We start from the raw sequence: 16624 nt of genomic DNA on the forward strand, positions 1-16624 counted from the left end.
TAAAGTTTATTTAATAAATTCATATTCTATTAAGTCTGATATATTTTGCCTAACGTTGATGTGTATGATTAGTGGCGTGTTTAAGCACCTAATTTAGCAAATAAAAACAGAATAGAAAATCCGCTAGGATTTTCGTAAGCAAGCCAAAACTAGCCATTAATTACACACGGTGTTGGCAACAGTTTTTATTTTTCTATAATTTTTCATTCAAATCTTGCCTACCAACAATCGCCATAATTTCAATAACATTCTCATTTACTTTGAAGTAAATACTATCAATCCCGCAAACACAGCGTCTATAATCTTTTTTTATATAATCAACGGATTCGAAAGAATAGGGTCTTTGAGCAATAATGTCAAAATATTCAAAAAATGATTCAAAGTATTTATCCGCTTGAGTCATCCCAAACTTTCTTACTCCGTAATGATGAATTCTTATCAAGTCATTTTTCGCTTCGTTACTTAATTTGTATTTAGTCATTAAGTAAAGACTTTGATTGAGCTAGAATTTCATTTTTCCTATCGCTTGTAAATCCACTGTTTTCAGCTTTTTCCAATTTAGCACGAACCCAATTAATTTCAACTTGTTGTTTTCGGGCTTGTCTGATTAAGTCATTTACGAGTTCACTCTTGCTAGAATATTCTTTTTTGTCCACTTGAGTTTTTAGCCATTCATCGTTTGGTTTTGTGAATGATATGCTTTGTCTTGCCATAATTTAATTATTTGATGTAAATATACACCAAATACGCATCTTTTCCAAATGTCTTGTCCTGAAATATGGCTACAGGTTAAAATTGATTTTTAAGCTGATAATTTATATACCATATTAGGTGTTTTATAGTCTAAAGATAAATGTAATCTTATTTCGTTGTATAAATTAATTGCATTTTTTGCAGCTCTCTGAGCGTGTGCTACGTTATCAAAGGTTTGGTCGAGATAGAACTCATCTTTTAAGATGCCGTTTACACGTTCGGCCATGGCATTTTCATAACAATGATTTTCTTCAGTCATGCTAATATCTATCTTATTTCTTTTTAATGTTTGTGTGTATACATTGCTACAATATTGTATACCTCTATCCGAATGATGGATAAGATGTTTAATGTCTTTAGCTTGATAAATAGCCTTATTAAGTGCTCTGACACATCCATTAAGTTCTAGGCTATCACTTAGGTCGTATCCTACGATTTTACGAGAATACATGTCTGTAATAAGCGCGAGATAGCAAAACCCTTTTATGGTTCGGATATAGGTAATATCAGATACCCAAACTTGGTTTGGTCCAGTAACTTCCATGTCTTTTATGAGGTTATTATACTTATAAAAACGATGATGTGAATTGGTTGTTCTAGCACTAGTTTTCTTTCTAAGTGTAAGCATATTGTATTTTCTAAGCACGTTAAACAAGGTGTCTCTACCAACTTTAAGATTGGCTTTAGTAAATTCATTATCCAATGATTTTACAAGTTTACGAACCCCTTCTCTAGGAAGGGATTTACGTTTTTTACCGACTATGTTTATAATCTGTTGTTCTAGTTTTAAACACTTATCAGCTCTAGATTTGTATTTATAATACGCATCACGTTTAAGTCCAAAACAATGAGTTATAGTCTGTAAAGAAGCAAATCCCTTAGATTTTTCTTTAGCTTTAATTAAGGCTTTATACTTAACTTTTTTTTTAGTTCAGCCACAGATTTATAGCCAAGATCTTCAGCAGCTACTTCCAGGTATGAATCTAATACCATAGCATCGAGATCCTTTTTAAGTAACAGTTTTTTTAGCTGTTCAATCTCTTTTTGAAGCGCTTTAATTCTAGATATTTCGTCTTTTGTTTCCACTTTTACTCTGGTGTTCATTAAGTCTTTACGATTGTACTTTTTAATCCACTCATTTACAGTTGTAGGTGCGATAGAGTAGAGTTTACAAAGTTCGCTCTTTGTGTGCTTTCCGGTTGTAAGTTCGGCTAAAATTTTTAATTTAAAAGGTTCTGAATACCGTCTAATTACTTTGTCATTTCTGTACATAATGTTTAAAATTATGTAGCCTTTATTCAGGACGGGTCATAATTGGCTATAACGTTGATGTATATGGTTTGTTGCGTGGTTAAGCACCTAATTTAGCAAATAAAAACCGAATAGAAAATCCGCGAGGATTTTCGTAAGTAGGCTAGAACTAGCAATAAATTATATACGGTGTTAGCCTTTCGTTATTTTTAATTCCTTAATATTTGCTCAGTGTTTTTTGAATACTTGTTATAAGTTCATCTGAAATACAAAAGTTTGGTAAAGTCATTATAGGACGAATTGCTAAAGTAGAATTTTGGCCAATCCATTTTTAATATTCAAGACAATAAAGTTAATATTAGATTTTGATTTGTCCCTTTTTACTTCAGTTTGAGCTTCTTTGTATTGTGACTTTTTAGTTTCAGAACTGTGAGAAACTACTAGATTTGCTAGCGTAGAATAAAATTTATTTCGTTGTTTGTGCGTTTTATTAAGGATGCTTATTTTAATATCTGTATAATCCACTTTTAAATCAATTGTGGAGTTATTTTTATTGCCAGAAATTGTATAGTATAATTTTTTAAACTCCCCAGACATCACCGTATTAAGATTAGGAGTACAGAAGGTATTTATCTCGTTTAAATCTAAAGCATCTATCTCTGATTTAAAAGTGAAGTTGTCATTTTGGTTGTAGAGGTCAAAGTTCCATTCTGCCGTAACGGGAAATTTACCATAAAAGTTAGAGTGAATATTTATTTTTAAAGGACTAATACTATCTATATTGGTTAAGTTTTGAATATTGATATTACTATTTGTAAAAATCAATTCACCGCCTGAGTTATAAGAGTGTACACGTTCTTTATAACGTACTCCCGCATTTTTAATATTAAAACTGTCAATTTTGAATCTTAAAGGAATATTCCTAATCATTTCACTAATCATGGGTTTATTAGTTAAATCATCAGAAACTAGTTTATCTCTGTAAATTTTTAAATTTGGATTAATTAGATCTAAAACATGAAGATTTATAGTTGGCTGATCTAAATTCAAATCTAATGCAATATGCGCTAGACTAATGGTGTCAATTCCGAGGTCATAATGATCGCGCTCAGTTGAAATATGGTGGTGTAATTCTTGTGGCTTATATTTTGTCTTTAATTCAACCTCACTTAATATGGTATTTAAATGTGTTCCTTTAATTTGTTTAATTTTTAGGTTCTCAAAAGGACCTAACTTCATTAAAATAGAATCAGAGTTTATCGTATAGCTTTTATATATAAGTCCTGGGTTCGTACTGATGTCAGATATGCTAATGTCATCTACTTTTAGGTTGAAATTAGTTGCAGAAAGTTTTAGCGAATCTTTGGTGTCATCAATTAGTTTTAAGTTAGCATTTTCAATAATAAAATGGTTTAATGTAATAGCTTCAATGATCTTATCATCATTTGAAATAGTCGTGTTTTTATCATCTCTTAGATTGAAATTATTATGAATAAAACCTTTTGGTGTGTTTAGTAAAATAGTGTTGAAAGAAATATTCTTATTAAAAATATAATCAATAAGACCAAAATTCTTGATAGCGATTTCTTTTATTGTAATAGCCCCTACAATAATATGTCCAGTAGTGTCCGTTAATTGTAAGTTAGGCTCATTGATGGTAAAAGATCGTGCAAAGGTGTTTAGGCTAATGTCTTTGTATTTTAAATGTATTTGTTGGGGTAGTTTTTCAGACAGCGTTGCTTCAATTTCACTAATTATAAAGCTTTTTGAGACCAAAGCTGCAAGACATAAAGTTACAATAATGATTAAAGCGAATTTGATAATTTTTGACAGTGAAATTTTCATAACGAAATTTACAAAAAATTATTAATGAAAATAACGTTGCGTTAATTTACTTGTTTTAAGATTGGTTAAAGGTCATTCAAAATGTCTTGTCCTGAAATATGGCTACAGGTTAAAATTGATTTTTTAATAATTTTAATTTTTAACTCTAGTAACTTCTTTTACGTCGACGCTTTTTAAATTTACGAACCATTTTACTAATTAGGCTATATACAAAATGATTGGTTTTTGCATAATGGAAAGATATAAAGCAAACAACAATCATGAAAATTAATGCACCTAAAACAGCTTCCAAAGGTTCTAATGATTTATTAAAATAACGTTTAAGGCCATATCCAGTATAGCTTCCGTAAAGTAAAACAAAATGAATTACATAGATAGAAAGTGTTTTTTCTCCAATTTTTGTTATTAATGATTGTTTTAAAAAGCGTTCTAAGCCATAAAATATACCAAACAAAATAAACACATTACCAAGTCTGATAAACAAATAATTAAAATCTGCGCTTAACTGAAATAATTCAATATTTGTAATTTTTGAAAGAAAAATTAATAATGGAGTTGATACATAAATTAAAAGCAAACCAACTACAAAAAATGTGGTGACTGTTATGTTTTTAAAATGGTATTTATTTGAGTGCCTAAAAAATATAGTTGATAAAAAAGCGCCAAAGGCAGAGTAACCAAACCATGGTAAAATTGTAAAAACAGACCCATTGGCTTTGGATATGTAATTAGCAAAAAATGAAGGCACATCTTCTATAACTAAAGCTCTATAAAGTGGTTCAGTTACAAAACATAAGCATCCAATGGTAAAAAGTACTATTGAGAAAATATAACTGTGTTTTTTAAATAGACTATGTAATAGTACCAGCAATAAAAGGGACAAGCCAATACATTGCAAAACATCAACCACCAAAAAGTACGAACTAAAATAACCATCTAACCAGCTTAAAAGATTGATGCGCAAACTATACCCAATAACAAGGAGCAACAAACCTCTAAAAATGCCTTTTTTCATTCTTTCTTTATCAGCACCTTTAGCATAAGCACGCAATAATAAATAAGCAAAAACTAACCCCGAAATAGTAAAAAAAACAGGAGCCGTAATACCTCTAAAGTAACTCCAAATATTATAAATTGTGTAGTTAGGATTTCTGTAAACGGGATTTAAAAGGGTATCTATAAAATGCCCTTGAAGCATCATTAAAATAGCAAATGCTCTAACAGCATCTATGAAGTATAAACGATTAGTTTGCAAGATTAGTTAGTTTATTAAGTATAAATATAGTTTTAAATATTAAAAGTTTATGTTGGTTATATGATATATTTATAAAATTAAAACTTAAAACGACACTATTGATGAATGAGCTTATTAAAACCTTTTCAGATTTAGCTTGGGGGATACCATTAGTAATTTTGTTAATAGGAGGCGGTTTATATCTTTTAATACTATCTAGATTTTTACCTTTCAGGTATTTGGGGCATGCTATTCAAGTGTTACGCGGTAAGTATGATAATGTATACGATGCAGGAGAGATTAGTCATTTTAAAGCCTTAACTACCGCATTATCTTCCACTATTGGTATGGGAAATATTGCAGGTGTAGCAGTAGCTATTTCTGTTGGCGGACCAGGAGCCATGTTTTGGATGTGGGTAAGTGCCATAGTTGGTATGTCCACTAAATTTTTTACTTGCACACTAGCCATTATGTATCGTGGTAAAGATAGTGCTGGTTATTTGCAAGGCGGACCCATGTATTTTATAATGGAAGGTTTAGGTAAATCTTGGAAACCATTGGCAGCTATGTTTTGTTTATTTGGCATGCTAGGTGCTTTACCAGTTGTTAATGTTAATCAACTAACACAGGCCATAAACGACATTATCTTAATCCCTAATGGTGTAGAAGTAGGTTTTAAATCGAATCTTATTTTTGCATTTATATTGGTTATTTTAACGGCTTCAATTATTTTGGGAGGCTTAAAACGAATAAGTCATACAGCTTCTAAAATGGTGCCGAGTATGGTAATACTATATTTTGCTTTGGTAGTCTTTATTTTGATATCAAATTATGAAGTAGTTCCAAAATATTTCATGATGATTTTTACGGATGCTTTTTCTGCTGAAAACTATAAAGGCGATTCTTTTTACGGAGGTATTTTGGGAGCTTTAATTTTATTAGGTATCCGAAGAGGTGCTTTTTCAAACGAGGCAGGAATTGGTACAGCACCCATGGCGCATGGTGCAGCTAAAACAAACGAACCTATTCGCGAAGGCTTAGTAGCCATGTTAGGACCTGCTATTGATACATTAGTAGTTTGTACACTAACTGCTTTAGCCATTTTAGTTACAGGCGTTTGGGAAACGACTTCAGATAATGGTGTAAGTTTAACAGCTGCTGCATTTACACATACGATGCCTTTATATGGTAAATACTTGTTAATGGTTTGTGTTGCTATTTTTAGTATTTCTTCATTGTTTTCTTATTCGTATTATGGAACCAAGTGTCTTTCTTTTTTAATAGGAGACCATAACAAACACTATTACAATTACATCTATATCATCAGCATTATTTTGGCAGCAACCACACCATTCAGTATGATGCTTAATTTAATTGATGGGGTATTTGCACTTATGGCTATTCCAACCATGTTATCCACAATTATATTAGCACCAAAAGTTATAAAAGAATTTAGAGCATATTTAAAACGAATTTGAAATTTTAGACCTAATACTACCTTGTTTTAGATGGATATACACCTCCTTAATTATATAAATTCTATTAATTTTGAATATTAAACACAAACAATAAAAATTTATTTACGATAGATTATGAAAAAAAATAACAACGCAAAGGCTTATTGGAAAGAAAATATAAGATACGTTCTTTTACTTTTGGTAATATGGTTTATAGTTTCTTACGGAGCTGGGATATTATTTAAAGATTACTTAAATCATTATAAACTAGGAGGATTTAAATTAGGGTTTTGGTTTGCGCAACAAGGGTCTATGTATGTGTTTGTTATACTCATATTTGTGTATGTTCGATTAATGAATAAACTTGATAAAAAATATGGGTATGATGAATAGTCTTTTTATCGTTGAGTCGTTCGGAGTTCAAAATTGGACTTATATTTTAGTAGGAATTACATTTACAATTTATATAGGGATTGCTATCTGGACACGCGCAGGTTCCACTAAAGAGTTTTATGTTGCTGGAGGTGGAGTTTCACCTTTGGCTAATGGAATGGCAACTGCAGCAGATTGGATGAGTGCTGCATCTTTTATATCTATGGCTGGAATTATTTCTTTTGATGGCTATGATGGCGCAGTTTATCTTATGGGTTGGACTGGCGGTTATGTACTTTTAGCTTTATTATTAGCGCCTTATTTACGAAAATTTGGAAAGTTTACGGTACCAGATTTTATTGGAGATCGATATTATTCAAATACGGCACGCTTAGTTGGAGTTATTTGTGCGCTTTTAGTGTCGTTTACTTATGTAGCAGGACAAATGCGAGGTGTAGGGCTTGTGTTTTCTCGTTTCTTAGAGGTTGATATAAACACAGGTGTTATCATAGGAATGCTTATCGTATTATTTTATGCTGTGCTAGGAGGTATGAAGGGTATCACATATACACAAGTTGCACAGTATTGTGTACTTATTTTTGCTTTTATGGTACCAGCAATTTTTATTTCTATTCAAATAACAGGAAATCCAATTCCGCAATTAGGTTTTGGTAGCACATTGGCCGATGGTTCTGGAACTTTTTTACTTGATAAATTAGATAGTTTAAGTACCGATCTTGGTTTTAATGAATATACAGAAGGGTCAAAATCTATGATAGATGTATTTGCAATTACATTAGCCCTTATGGTAGGTACGGCAGGTTTACCACATGTTATTGTACGTTTTTTTACAGTAAAGAGAGTGAAAGATGCTAGGAAATCTGCAGGTTTAGCACTATTACTAATAGTTATTTTATATACTACAGCGCCAGCGGTTTCTGTTTTTGCTAGAACTAATATGATTGAGACGGTATCTAATAAACCCTATGCAGAAGTACCTGTGTGGTTTAAAAAATGGGAGACTACAGGTTTAATTGTTTTTAACGATAAAAATAACGATGGACTTATACAATATGTTGCAGATGAAGCAAAAAACGAATTAGTTGTAGATAAAGATATCATGGTTTTAGCAAACCCAGAAATTGCAAAACTACCAGATTGGGTTATAGCTTTAGTTGCAGCTGGTGCATTGGCAGCAGCTCTATCAACAGCAGCTGGTTTACTTTTAGTTATTTCTGCTTCTGTTTCTCATGATTTAATTAAGAAAATGATGAACCCTAATATTTCAGAAAAAGGGGAGTTAATAGCAGCACGATTATCTGCAGTAGTTGCAGTGTGTGTTGCAGGATATTTTGGAATTAATCCGCCAGGTTTTGTAGCGGCAACCGTAGCTTTAGCATTTGGTTTAGCAGCAGCATCTTTTTTTCCTGCCATTATTTTAGGTATTTTTTATAAAAAAATGAATAAAGAAGGCGCTATTGCAGGAATGGTTGTTGGTATTTTATCCATGTTATTTTATATGACTAAATTTAAGTTTGGGTGGTTTGGTGGCGGCACTAAAGCCGATTGGTGGTTTGGTATTTCCCCTGAAGGATTTGGAACTGTAGCCATGTTTTTAAATTTTATAATTTCTGTAATTATTATGAAATTTACACCCGAACCACCACAAGATGTTCAAGAAATTGTAGAATTAATAAGAATACCAAGTGGAGCAGGAGAGGCTTCCAATCATTAATAGTATCCTCTAGAAAATTTATTTACTTTTAAATAAAATATTTTTAATCAAACATGAGTAATTATCACATCAAACATTTAGAAGAATATTATCAAGTTTATAGAAAATCCATAAGAGAACCTGAAAATTTTTGGGAAGAAGTTGCAGAAGAACACTTTATGTGGCGAAAAAAATGGGATGAGGTATTAAGTTGGGATTTCACAAAACCAGAAGTTAAATGGTTTGAAGGAGCTAAACTTAATATTACCGAAAATTGTATAGACAGGCATTTGGCAACCCGTGGTGATAAAACAGCCATTTTGTTTGAGCCTAACAATCCAGACGAAGCTTCAGAACATATAACTTACAGACAACTTTATAAACGTGTAAATAAATTTGCTAATGTTTTAAAAAATCAAGGTATTACAAAAGGAGATCGTGTTTGTATTTATTTACCCATGATTCCAGAATTAGCCATAGCTGTTTTAGCTTGTGCTCGAATTGGTGCGATACACTCTGTTGTATTTGCAGGATTTTCAGCTACGGCATTAGCAACCAGAATTAATGATAGTGATTGTAAAATGGTTATTACCAGTGATGGGTCTTATCGTGGTGCGAAAACTATCGATTTAAAAGGTATTGTTGATGATGCATTAGAAGATTGTACATGTGTTAAAACCGTATTAGTGGCAAAACGTATTCATTCAGAAATTTCAATGGAAGCTGGAAGAGATCATTGGTTACAACCACTTTTAGATGAGGCTTATGAAGATTGTAATATTGAGATTATGAATGCTGAAGATCCTCTTTTTATTCTTTACACCTCTGGTTCAACAGGAAAACCAAAGGGTATGGTGCACACAACCGCAGGCTATATGGTTTATACAGCATATACTTTTAAAAACGTATTTCAATATAAAGAAAATGATGTGTATTGGTGTACTGCTGATATAGGTTGGATTACGGGACATAGTTACATAGTTTATGGCCCATTACTAAATGGCGCTACCACAGTTTTGTTTGAAGGTGTACCTAGTTATCCAAATTTTGGTCGTTTTTGGGAGATTGTAGAAAAGCATAAAGTAAATCAGTTTTACACGGCACCTACAGCCATTCGTGCTTTAGCAAAAGAGGGCATTGAGTTAATTGAAAAACACGATTTATCATCCTTAAAAGTTTTAGGATCCGTTGGAGAGCCTATTAATGAAGAAGCATGGCATTGGTATAACGACAATATTGGTAAAAAGAAAAGCCCCATCGTTGATACGTGGTGGCAGACCGAAACTGGTGGTATCATGATAACCCCTATTCCTTTTGTTACGCCCACAAAACCAACCTATGCAACGTTACCTTTTATTGGTATACAACCAGCATTGATGGATGAAAATGGTAAAGAAATAAAAGGTAATTTGGTAGACGGACGCTTATGTATAAAATTCCCATGGCCCAGTATAGCTAGAACCATTTGGGGAAATCATGAGCGCTATCGAGATACTTATTTTTCAGCATATGAAAATAAGTATTTCACAGGTGATGGTGCTTTGCGCGATGAGGTTGGTTATTATAGAATTACTGGAAGAGTAGATGACGTTATTATTGTATCTGGCCATAATTTAGGAACAGCTCCTATTGAAGATGCTATTAATGAGCATCCTGCTGTTGCTGAAAGTGCCATAGTTGGTTTTCCGCATGATATTAAAGGGAACGCACTTTATGGCTATGTTATTTTAAAAGATGTAGGTGAAACTAGAGACCACAATAACCTACGCAAAGAAATCAATCAGATAATTACAGAGCATATAGGGCCCATTGCAAAACTTGACAAAATTCAGTTTACAAGCGGACTACCAAAAACAAGAAGTGGGAAAATAATGCGTCGAATATTACGTAAAATTGCTTGTAAAGAAACGAGTAATTTAGGAGATACAAGTACGCTTTTAAATCCAGAAGTTGTTCAAGAGATTATAGATAATGCTTTATAGTGTTAATTTTTAAACTAATTTAAAATCTAATTGTAGTTCGCCCTCTATAAAAGCTTGTAAATGGTCGCCTTTAAAATTTTGTCCTGCACCACTTGCCGGTGTGCCAGTAAAAATTAAGTCACCAGGCTCTAAAGTCATATAGTTTGAAACAAAAGCAATGATTTCATTAAAATTATAAATCATAAAGCTAGTGTTTCCAACTTGCTTTTCTTGTCCGTTTACTAGTAAACTAAAATGGATATTATTTAAATCGTTATATTTAGAAACAGCATTAAAACCAGAAACAGGAGACGCACCATCAAAGCTTTTTGCTAAAGCCCAAGGACCTTTGTTTTCGCGGCTTTTATTTAAAACATCTTTGGCAGTAAAATCTATTCCAACTCCAATTTCAGAAATATAACTTAAAGCTTCCTTTTCAGATATATTTTTTCCTTTTTTACCAATCTTTAAAACTAATTCAACTTCATAAAGCAGTTCATTAGTAATTTCAGGGAAAGTTATATTTTTATTATTAGAAACTAAAGTACTTTCAGCTTTTAAAAAAATAGTTTGATCACCATTTTTAATCGAATTAACTTCACTTGTATCGTTAACGTAATTTTTTCCTATTCCTATTATTTTCATTATTAAAATTAAATTTTGCCTGTAAAAGTAATAAAATAGATTATAATTATTTTTAGAACTTTAACTAATAATTGTATTTAAAATATTTAAATAATATTAAATTTATAAAGTAGATTTTTTAATGATAAAAAACAATAATATGATGAAAGTAAATGCTTATGCTGTTGATGAAGCTGGTGGTAAATTAAAAGAATTTCAATACAATTTACCTGAAATAGATAACGAACATGTTGATATTAAAGTGCATTATTGTGGTGTTTGTCATTCAGATTTAAGTATGATAAATAATGATTGGGGTATGTCTCAGTATCCATTAGTACCTGGGCATGAAATTGTTGGAGAAGTAGTAGCTATAGGTAGTGAGGTTAAAAATCTTAAAATTGGTGATAAAGTTGGTATGGGTTGGTATTCTGAATCTTGTATGCAATGTAACCAGTGTATAGGTGGAAATCAACATTTATGTGGTACTGTTGAAAGCACTATTGTTGGTCGTCATGGTGGTTTTGCAGACAAGGTTCGAGGGCATTGGTCTTGGGTAACTTTATTACCAAAAGGATTAGATATAGCTAAAGCTGGCCCTTTATTTTGTGGAGGTATTACTGTTTTTAATCCTATCGTTCTATCTGGTGTACAACCTACCGATAAAGTTGGTGTTATTGGAGTTGGTGGTTTAGGGCATATGGCTATTAAGTTTTTAAAAGCTTGGGGATGCGAGGTTACAGCCTTTAGTTCTAACCCAAACAAGAAAGCAGATATTTTAAAAATGGGAGCACACCATGTTGTTGATTCTACGAATCCGGAAGCTTTAGCTAGTATTGCTGGCTCTTTAAATTTTATTTTGAATACGACTAATGTGACTTTAGATTGGAATTCTTTTTTAACTACTTTAGCACCACAAGGTAAATTACATAGTGTAGGCGCTGTTTTAGAACCTATGGCTATTCCAGCATTTAGTTTGATTATGGGTGAAAAATCTGTTGGTGGAAGCTCCTTAGGAAGTGTGGCATTAACACGGAAAATGTTAGAATTTTGTGTAAGACATAATATTTACCCAACTGTTGAAGAGTTTGATATGAAAGATATCAATAAAGCAATTAAACATTTTGAAGATGGTAAAGCTCGATTTAGATTGGTACTAAAAGCATAATTTTAAATAAAAAACTAACTAAATTTACAAAACATGGCAAAATCTCAAGACGCAAAAAAGAATGTAAAAAAAGAAGCGGTTTTAACTCCAAAAGAAAAAAAAGCTGCAAAACTTGCTAAAAAAGCAAAAAGAACTTAGAAGCTTAGAAGAATTATTCCATTTTTCGATTTTAAAAAACCACTCAAAAAGAGTGGTTTTTAATTTTTAGATTGTATAGCTTATCTTACTATTATGAGTATTTTTACAAAGTGTTTCCAATAAAATTAATAATGCAGCATTTAAAATCATCAAAAAAAGATAAAGAGTTATTAAAACCTAAAGTAACAATGGCACAGGCCTTTAAAACTATTATTTGGCCGCGGAGAAATCTCGTTTTTATTGGCTTGATATTAATAGTTATTAAAAGTTTATCGGCATTAGTTTTACCTTGGCAAAGTAAGGTTTTGTTAGATGAGGTTGTCCCAAATAAAGATTATTCTCAATTATACTCATTAATAGCAATTGTTATTGGTGCTATTGCTATCCAAGCTGTAACTTCTTTTTTACTAACTCGTATTTTAAGTGTACAAGCGCAGTATCTAATTAGCGAATTACGTGCGCAGGTACAGAAAAAAGTATTAACTCTACCAATAAGTTTTTTTGATAACACAAAATCGGGAGCTTTGGTTTCAAGAATTATGACAGATGTTGAAGGTGTTAGGAATCTTATTGGTACTGGTTTAGTTCAATTAGTTGGAGGCTCCTTCACAGCTATTATTTCATTAGTTATTTTGATAAAATTGAATCCTTGGATGACACTTTTTGTATTTATCCCTCTTTCTATTTTTGGATACATCGCATTAAGAGCATTTAAATATATTCGCCCTATTTTTAGAGTTCGTGGAAAAATTAATGCAGAGGTAACTGGCAGACTTACAGAAACATTAGCAGGTGTTAGAGTAATTAAAGCTTTTAATGCAGAACAACAAGAAAATACAGTTTTTGAAAAAGGGGTTGAAAAACTTTATCAAAACGTCAAGAAAAGTCTAACTGCCACAGCATTTATGACAAGTTCATCTACATTTTTAATTGGTGTTGCTACTACCGGTATTATGGGTATTGGTGGTTACTATATGATTTTAGGTGAAATGACAACTGGAGACTTTTTATTTTTCACACTTATACTTGGTTTTATGATTGCACCTATTGTTCAAATGAGTAACATTGGTAGTCAATTAACCGAAGCTTTGGCAGGTTTGGATAGAACAGAAGAACTTATGAATATGACTGCCGAGGAAGAAGCGCAAGAACGCCACATTCAATTAGATAATCTTCAAGGTAATATTGAGTTTGATGATGTTTCCTTTTCATATGAAGAAGGAAAACAAGTATTACACAATATCAATTTTAAAGCACCAGCTGGTTCAGTAACTGCTTTAGTAGGGAGTTCTGGTTCTGGTAAATCTACCATAGCAGGCTTGTCTGCTACTTTTTTAACACCCAAAACAGGTAAAATTAGTATTGATAATCAAGATTTATCAAAAGTAAAATTGAGCAGCTATCGTAAGTTTTTGGGTGTGGTGTTACAAGATGAATTTCTATTTGAAGGAACCATTAAAGAAAATATTATGTTTCCAAGACCTAATGCCTCGGAAGCAGAATTACAAAACGCTGTAAAAGCCGCTTACGTAAACGAGTTTACAGATAGATTTGATGAAGGTTTGGATACTTTAATTGGAGAAAGAGGTGTGAAGCTTTCTGGAGGTCAGCGTCAACGTTTAGCTATTGCCAGAGCTATTTTAGCAAATCCGAAGGTGATTATTTTAGATGAAGCCACATCAAACTTAGATACTGAAAGTGAAGCACTGATACAGAAGAGTTTAAATGAATTAGTAAAAGACAGAACCACTATTGTTATTGCTCATCGTTTAAGTACTATAAGGAAAGCAGATCAGATATTAGTTATTGAAGCAGGCCATATAGTTGAACGTGGTACCCATGATGAATTGATTGCTAAACAAGGAAGATATTATGATTTGTATACGTACCAAGCTAAGATTTAGATATTTTATTAAACCTTATCTTAGTAATTGTGGCATTATTTTAAAATTATTATAATTTAATAATTAATTAAATTCTGTAATATACCTCATCAAAAGGTATTCTAAATCTAGGACCATAAATCCCTTTAAGCTCTCTTATTCCACAACTAATTACCATATTAATTTCTGCATGCCTTGGAAGTTTTAAAATTTGTTTTATTCTTAAAGTATCACTGCCTTCCATTGGGCATGTGTCATAACCAATTGCAGACATGCTTATCATAAAGTTTTCCGCGGCTAATCCAGCACTTTTATGAGCTACAATTCGCATGTCACTTAATCGCGTTTGTCTATAAACTGGTTTAAAAAAACCAATAATTTGAAATATTATAAATTTAATAAATCCTAATATCCCAAAAAAATCATTATAAATAGTAGGAATCAATTTACCGTAATAATTAATAGCCATTTTTTTTCGTTTTAATTCGCTATCAGTAAGTCCTTCTTTATCATAAATTTTTTTTAAAAATTCAATATTTGCTTTTGCTCTTTTTCTCCATAAATCTTTACGAACTACCACAACAACAAGTTGTTGTGCACTTTTTGCGGCGCTTTGGTTTAAACACGCTTCAGCTATTTTACTTGAAATTACTTCATTGGTAATGTGATAAAACTCCCAAAGCTGAAGATTACTGCTAGTTGGAGCCAAAGATGCATTTACTAAACATTGTTTAACCTTTTCAGAATCAATGGATTTGTTTTTATAAACTCTTACTGATCGTCTGTAAGCAATAGCTTCTGAAACTGTTTTTTCCATACTTTTATAAAATTAAATTTTAAAGTTTATTTTCAAACTAAGGTTTAAAAATTTATCGATTTATTAGTATAAATATAAGCTATTTTATAGTCATTTAAAGGTATGTAAATTAAACAGACACTAATTTACTTTTCTGTTTCAAAATAATAAAAACCAAAACAGATAAAACACCAAAAATTGAAAAACCAATAAAAAGTGGTAATACTGATGTTTTTACAAAACTACCAATGTAATTAGCTATAGGTACCGCCAAAACTGTAGAAAGAAACCCATTAATTGCAGCTCCTATACCTGCAATATGTCCTAAAGGCTGCATAGCCAGGGCTCTTAAATTTCCAAACATAAATCCAACTGCAAAAAATTGTAAAGCAAAAAAACTTACTAAAATATAAACACTAGGATTTTTACCTGATGAAAAAAGAATAACATACAAAACGGATATGATGGTATAGGCGATACAAGATACATAAGCCATTTTAAACATACCAAATTTTTCTACCAATCTGCTATTTAAAAAGGTAGCCAAACCTACTGAAATTGCTAAACTCGCAAAAATATAAGGAAACATATCTGCCAGTTTGTATTGCTCTTGAAAAATTTGTTGTGAGGTACTTAAATACACCATAAACGATCCGGTGATAAAACCAGATATGGCGGTAAAAGCTATCGCATCTTTGTATTTAAAAAACTCTTTAGTGCCATCAATAAATAAATGAGATGAAAATTTTATACGTTTTTCTTTTGCTAACGTTTCGGGTTGTCTCATCCAAAACCAAATCATTATAAAAACTCCAATAATTAGATTGAAATAAAAAACAGATTCCCAATTAAAAAAATGAATTAAAAACTGCCCTAAAGTAGGCGCAACAACAGGGACAAGTATAAAAAACATGACAACTATTGATATGATTTTTGCCATATAATTGCCACTATATTCATCTCTAATAATGGATAAACTAATGCTTCTTGGTGCAGATAAACCAATGCCTTGAAGAATTCTTGCAAAAACCATCACTTCAAAGTTTTTGGTTGTTACACAAATGATACTTGCTATAAAAAAAACGATAAATCCAAAATAAACTATGGGTTTTCTGCCAAAGCTATCTGATAAGGGTCCAAAAATGAGTTGACCAAAACCAATACCTAAAAAAATCATGGTAATTAGTAATTGATTATTTTCTGGATTGGTAACACCCAATGATTTTCCAATTTCTGGTAATGCAGGTAATAAGGCATCAATTGATAAAGCTACAATAGACATTAAAGAAGCCATTAACGCAATAAACTCTACCTTTATTTTTTTAATTTCTGGCATGCCGTAAAAGTATAATAATTTGATGGAGTAAATATTCATAAGCCATTTTAATAATTTAATAATATTATTATTAAATTTGATATATATGAAGG

At 31.6% G+C, this 16624-nt stretch carries 15 protein-coding genes; 6 read left to right on the top strand and 9 right to left on the bottom strand.

Translation table 11 applies throughout. The annotated features are described in order from the left end of the window. Window positions 1-193: 193 nt before the first annotated feature. The 6 genes from AC1XJX_RS03725 to AC1XJX_RS03750 all read right to left on the bottom strand — a co-directional run bounded on the left by AC1XJX_RS03725 (window position 194) and on the right by AC1XJX_RS03750 (window position 5104). A complete protein-coding gene (locus AC1XJX_RS03725) occupies window positions 194-481 on the bottom strand; it encodes a type II toxin-antitoxin system RelE/ParE family toxin (RefSeq protein WP_223439556.1) in 288 nt (95 codons plus the stop codon). Further along, window positions 474-713 (bottom strand): ribbon-helix-helix domain-containing protein, encoded by a 240-nt coding sequence (locus AC1XJX_RS03730; RefSeq protein WP_482002621.1) that lies wholly within the window; start codon window positions 711-713, stop codon window positions 474-476. Before AC1XJX_RS03730 ends, AC1XJX_RS03725 begins: the two co-directional genes overlap by 8 nt. 89 nt (window positions 714-802) lie before the next feature. Then, the gene (locus AC1XJX_RS03735; protein WP_482002814.1) at window positions 803-1654 is read right to left on the bottom strand and encodes an IS3 family transposase; all 852 of its coding nucleotides are present in this window, start codon (window positions 1652-1654) and stop codon (window positions 803-805) included. Further along, window positions 1654-2025, bottom strand: coding sequence for a transposase (locus AC1XJX_RS03740; RefSeq protein ID WP_109683531.1), 372 nt, complete (start codon window positions 2023-2025; stop codon window positions 1654-1656). Before AC1XJX_RS03740 ends, AC1XJX_RS03735 begins: the two co-directional genes overlap by 1 nt. Window positions 2026-2307: 282 nt before the next feature. Further along, window positions 2308-3849 carry an AsmA family protein gene (locus tag AC1XJX_RS03745; RefSeq protein WP_482002622.1) on the bottom strand — a complete coding sequence of 514 codons (1542 nt, stop codon included), beginning with the start codon at window positions 3847-3849 and terminating at the stop codon, window positions 2308-2310. A gap of 145 nt (window positions 3850-3994) precedes the next feature. Beyond that, window positions 3995-5104 carry a heparan-alpha-glucosaminide N-acetyltransferase domain-containing protein gene (locus AC1XJX_RS03750; protein WP_482002623.1) on the bottom strand — a complete coding sequence of 370 codons (1110 nt, stop codon included), beginning with the start codon at window positions 5102-5104 and terminating at the stop codon, window positions 3995-3997. A gap of 101 nt (window positions 5105-5205) precedes the next feature. Here AC1XJX_RS03750 and AC1XJX_RS03755 point away from each other — a divergent pair, with 101 nt between their 5' ends. The 4 genes from AC1XJX_RS03755 (at window position 5206) to acs (ending at window position 10608) form a co-directional block, all read left to right on the top strand. Further along, window positions 5206-6561, top strand: a complete 1356-nt coding sequence (locus AC1XJX_RS03755) for an alanine/glycine:cation symporter family protein (protein ID WP_482002624.1) — start codon at window positions 5206-5208, stop codon at window positions 6559-6561. Window positions 6562-6675: 114 nt separating this feature from the next. Further along, entirely contained in the window at window positions 6676-6933 is a 258-nt protein-coding gene (locus tag AC1XJX_RS03760) for a DUF4212 domain-containing protein (protein WP_482002625.1), read from the top strand. Then, complete coding sequence (locus AC1XJX_RS03765) at window positions 6926-8647, top strand: sodium:solute symporter family protein (RefSeq protein ID WP_482002815.1); 1722 nt, start codon at window positions 6926-6928, stop codon at window positions 8645-8647. Before AC1XJX_RS03760 ends, AC1XJX_RS03765 begins: the two co-directional genes overlap by 8 nt. A gap of 53 nt (window positions 8648-8700) precedes the next feature. Continuing rightward, window positions 8701-10608, top strand: a complete 1908-nt coding sequence (gene acs / locus AC1XJX_RS03770) for an acetate--CoA ligase (protein WP_482002626.1) — start codon at window positions 8701-8703, stop codon at window positions 10606-10608. A gap of 9 nt (window positions 10609-10617) precedes the next feature. Here the strand turns inward: acs and AC1XJX_RS03775 are convergent, their stop codons facing one another. Continuing rightward, entirely contained in the window at window positions 10618-11232 is a 615-nt protein-coding gene (locus tag AC1XJX_RS03775; protein WP_482002627.1) for a fumarylacetoacetate hydrolase family protein, read from the bottom strand. Window positions 11233-11371: 139 nt separating this feature from the next. Here AC1XJX_RS03775 and ahr point away from each other — a divergent pair, with 139 nt between their 5' ends. Together ahr and AC1XJX_RS03785 are read left to right on the top strand one after the other, a co-directional pair. Next, window positions 11372-12379 (top strand): NADPH-dependent aldehyde reductase Ahr, encoded by a 1008-nt coding sequence (gene ahr / locus AC1XJX_RS03780; protein WP_482002628.1) that lies wholly within the window; start codon window positions 11372-11374, stop codon window positions 12377-12379. Window positions 12380-12648: 269 nt separating this feature from the next. Next, on the top strand, window positions 12649-14421 hold the full coding sequence (locus AC1XJX_RS03785) for an ABC transporter ATP-binding protein (protein WP_482002629.1): 1773 nt from the start codon (window positions 12649-12651) through the stop codon (window positions 14419-14421). 67 nt (window positions 14422-14488) lie between these two features. On the opposite strand, the gene AC1XJX_RS03790 is transcribed toward AC1XJX_RS03785, so the two are convergent. Both AC1XJX_RS03790 and AC1XJX_RS03795 read right to left on the bottom strand, forming a co-directional pair. Beyond that, window positions 14489-15217 (bottom strand): nitroreductase family protein, encoded by a 729-nt coding sequence (locus tag AC1XJX_RS03790; RefSeq protein WP_482002630.1) that lies wholly within the window; start codon window positions 15215-15217, stop codon window positions 14489-14491. A 109-nt stretch (window positions 15218-15326) separates the two neighbouring features. Continuing rightward, complete coding sequence (locus AC1XJX_RS03795) at window positions 15327-16571, bottom strand: multidrug effflux MFS transporter (RefSeq protein ID WP_482002631.1); 1245 nt, start codon at window positions 16569-16571, stop codon at window positions 15327-15329. Window positions 16572-16624 lie beyond the last annotated feature (53 nt).

This window comes from Flaviramulus sp. (genome assembly GCF_982512915.1).

What these genes read in the sequence shown, in the direction of transcription:
- AC1XJX_RS03725 (WP_223439556.1), bottom strand. Translation starts at nt 481, where the DNA reads ATGACTAAATACAAATTAAGTAACGAAGCGAAAAATGACTTGATAAGA.
- AC1XJX_RS03730 (WP_482002621.1), bottom strand. Translation starts at nt 713, where the DNA reads ATGGCAAGACAAAGCATATCATTCACAAAACCAAACGATGAATGGCTA.
- AC1XJX_RS03740 (WP_109683531.1), bottom strand. Translation starts at nt 2,025, where the DNA reads ATGTACAGAAATGACAAAGTAATTAGACGGTATTCAGAACCTTTTAAA.
- AC1XJX_RS03745 (WP_482002622.1), bottom strand. Translation starts at nt 3,849, where the DNA reads ATGAAAATTTCACTGTCAAAAATTATCAAATTCGCTTTAATCATTATT.
- AC1XJX_RS03755 (WP_482002624.1), top strand. Translation starts at nt 5,206, where the DNA reads ATGAATGAGCTTATTAAAACCTTTTCAGATTTAGCTTGGGGGATACCA.
- AC1XJX_RS03760 (WP_482002625.1), top strand. Translation starts at nt 6,676, where the DNA reads ATGAAAAAAAATAACAACGCAAAGGCTTATTGGAAAGAAAATATAAGA.
- AC1XJX_RS03765 (WP_482002815.1), top strand. Translation starts at nt 6,926, where the DNA reads ATGAATAGTCTTTTTATCGTTGAGTCGTTCGGAGTTCAAAATTGGACT.
- acs (WP_482002626.1), top strand. Translation starts at nt 8,701, where the DNA reads ATGAGTAATTATCACATCAAACATTTAGAAGAATATTATCAAGTTTAT.
- AC1XJX_RS03775 (WP_482002627.1), bottom strand. Translation starts at nt 11,232, where the DNA reads ATGAAAATAATAGGAATAGGAAAAAATTACGTTAACGATACAAGTGAA.
- ahr (WP_482002628.1), top strand. Translation starts at nt 11,372, where the DNA reads ATGATGAAAGTAAATGCTTATGCTGTTGATGAAGCTGGTGGTAAATTA.
- AC1XJX_RS03785 (WP_482002629.1), top strand. Translation starts at nt 12,649, where the DNA reads ATGCAGCATTTAAAATCATCAAAAAAAGATAAAGAGTTATTAAAACCT.
- AC1XJX_RS03790 (WP_482002630.1), bottom strand. Translation starts at nt 15,217, where the DNA reads ATGGAAAAAACAGTTTCAGAAGCTATTGCTTACAGACGATCAGTAAGA.
- AC1XJX_RS03795 (WP_482002631.1), bottom strand. Translation starts at nt 16,571, where the DNA reads ATGAATATTTACTCCATCAAATTATTATACTTTTACGGCATGCCAGAA.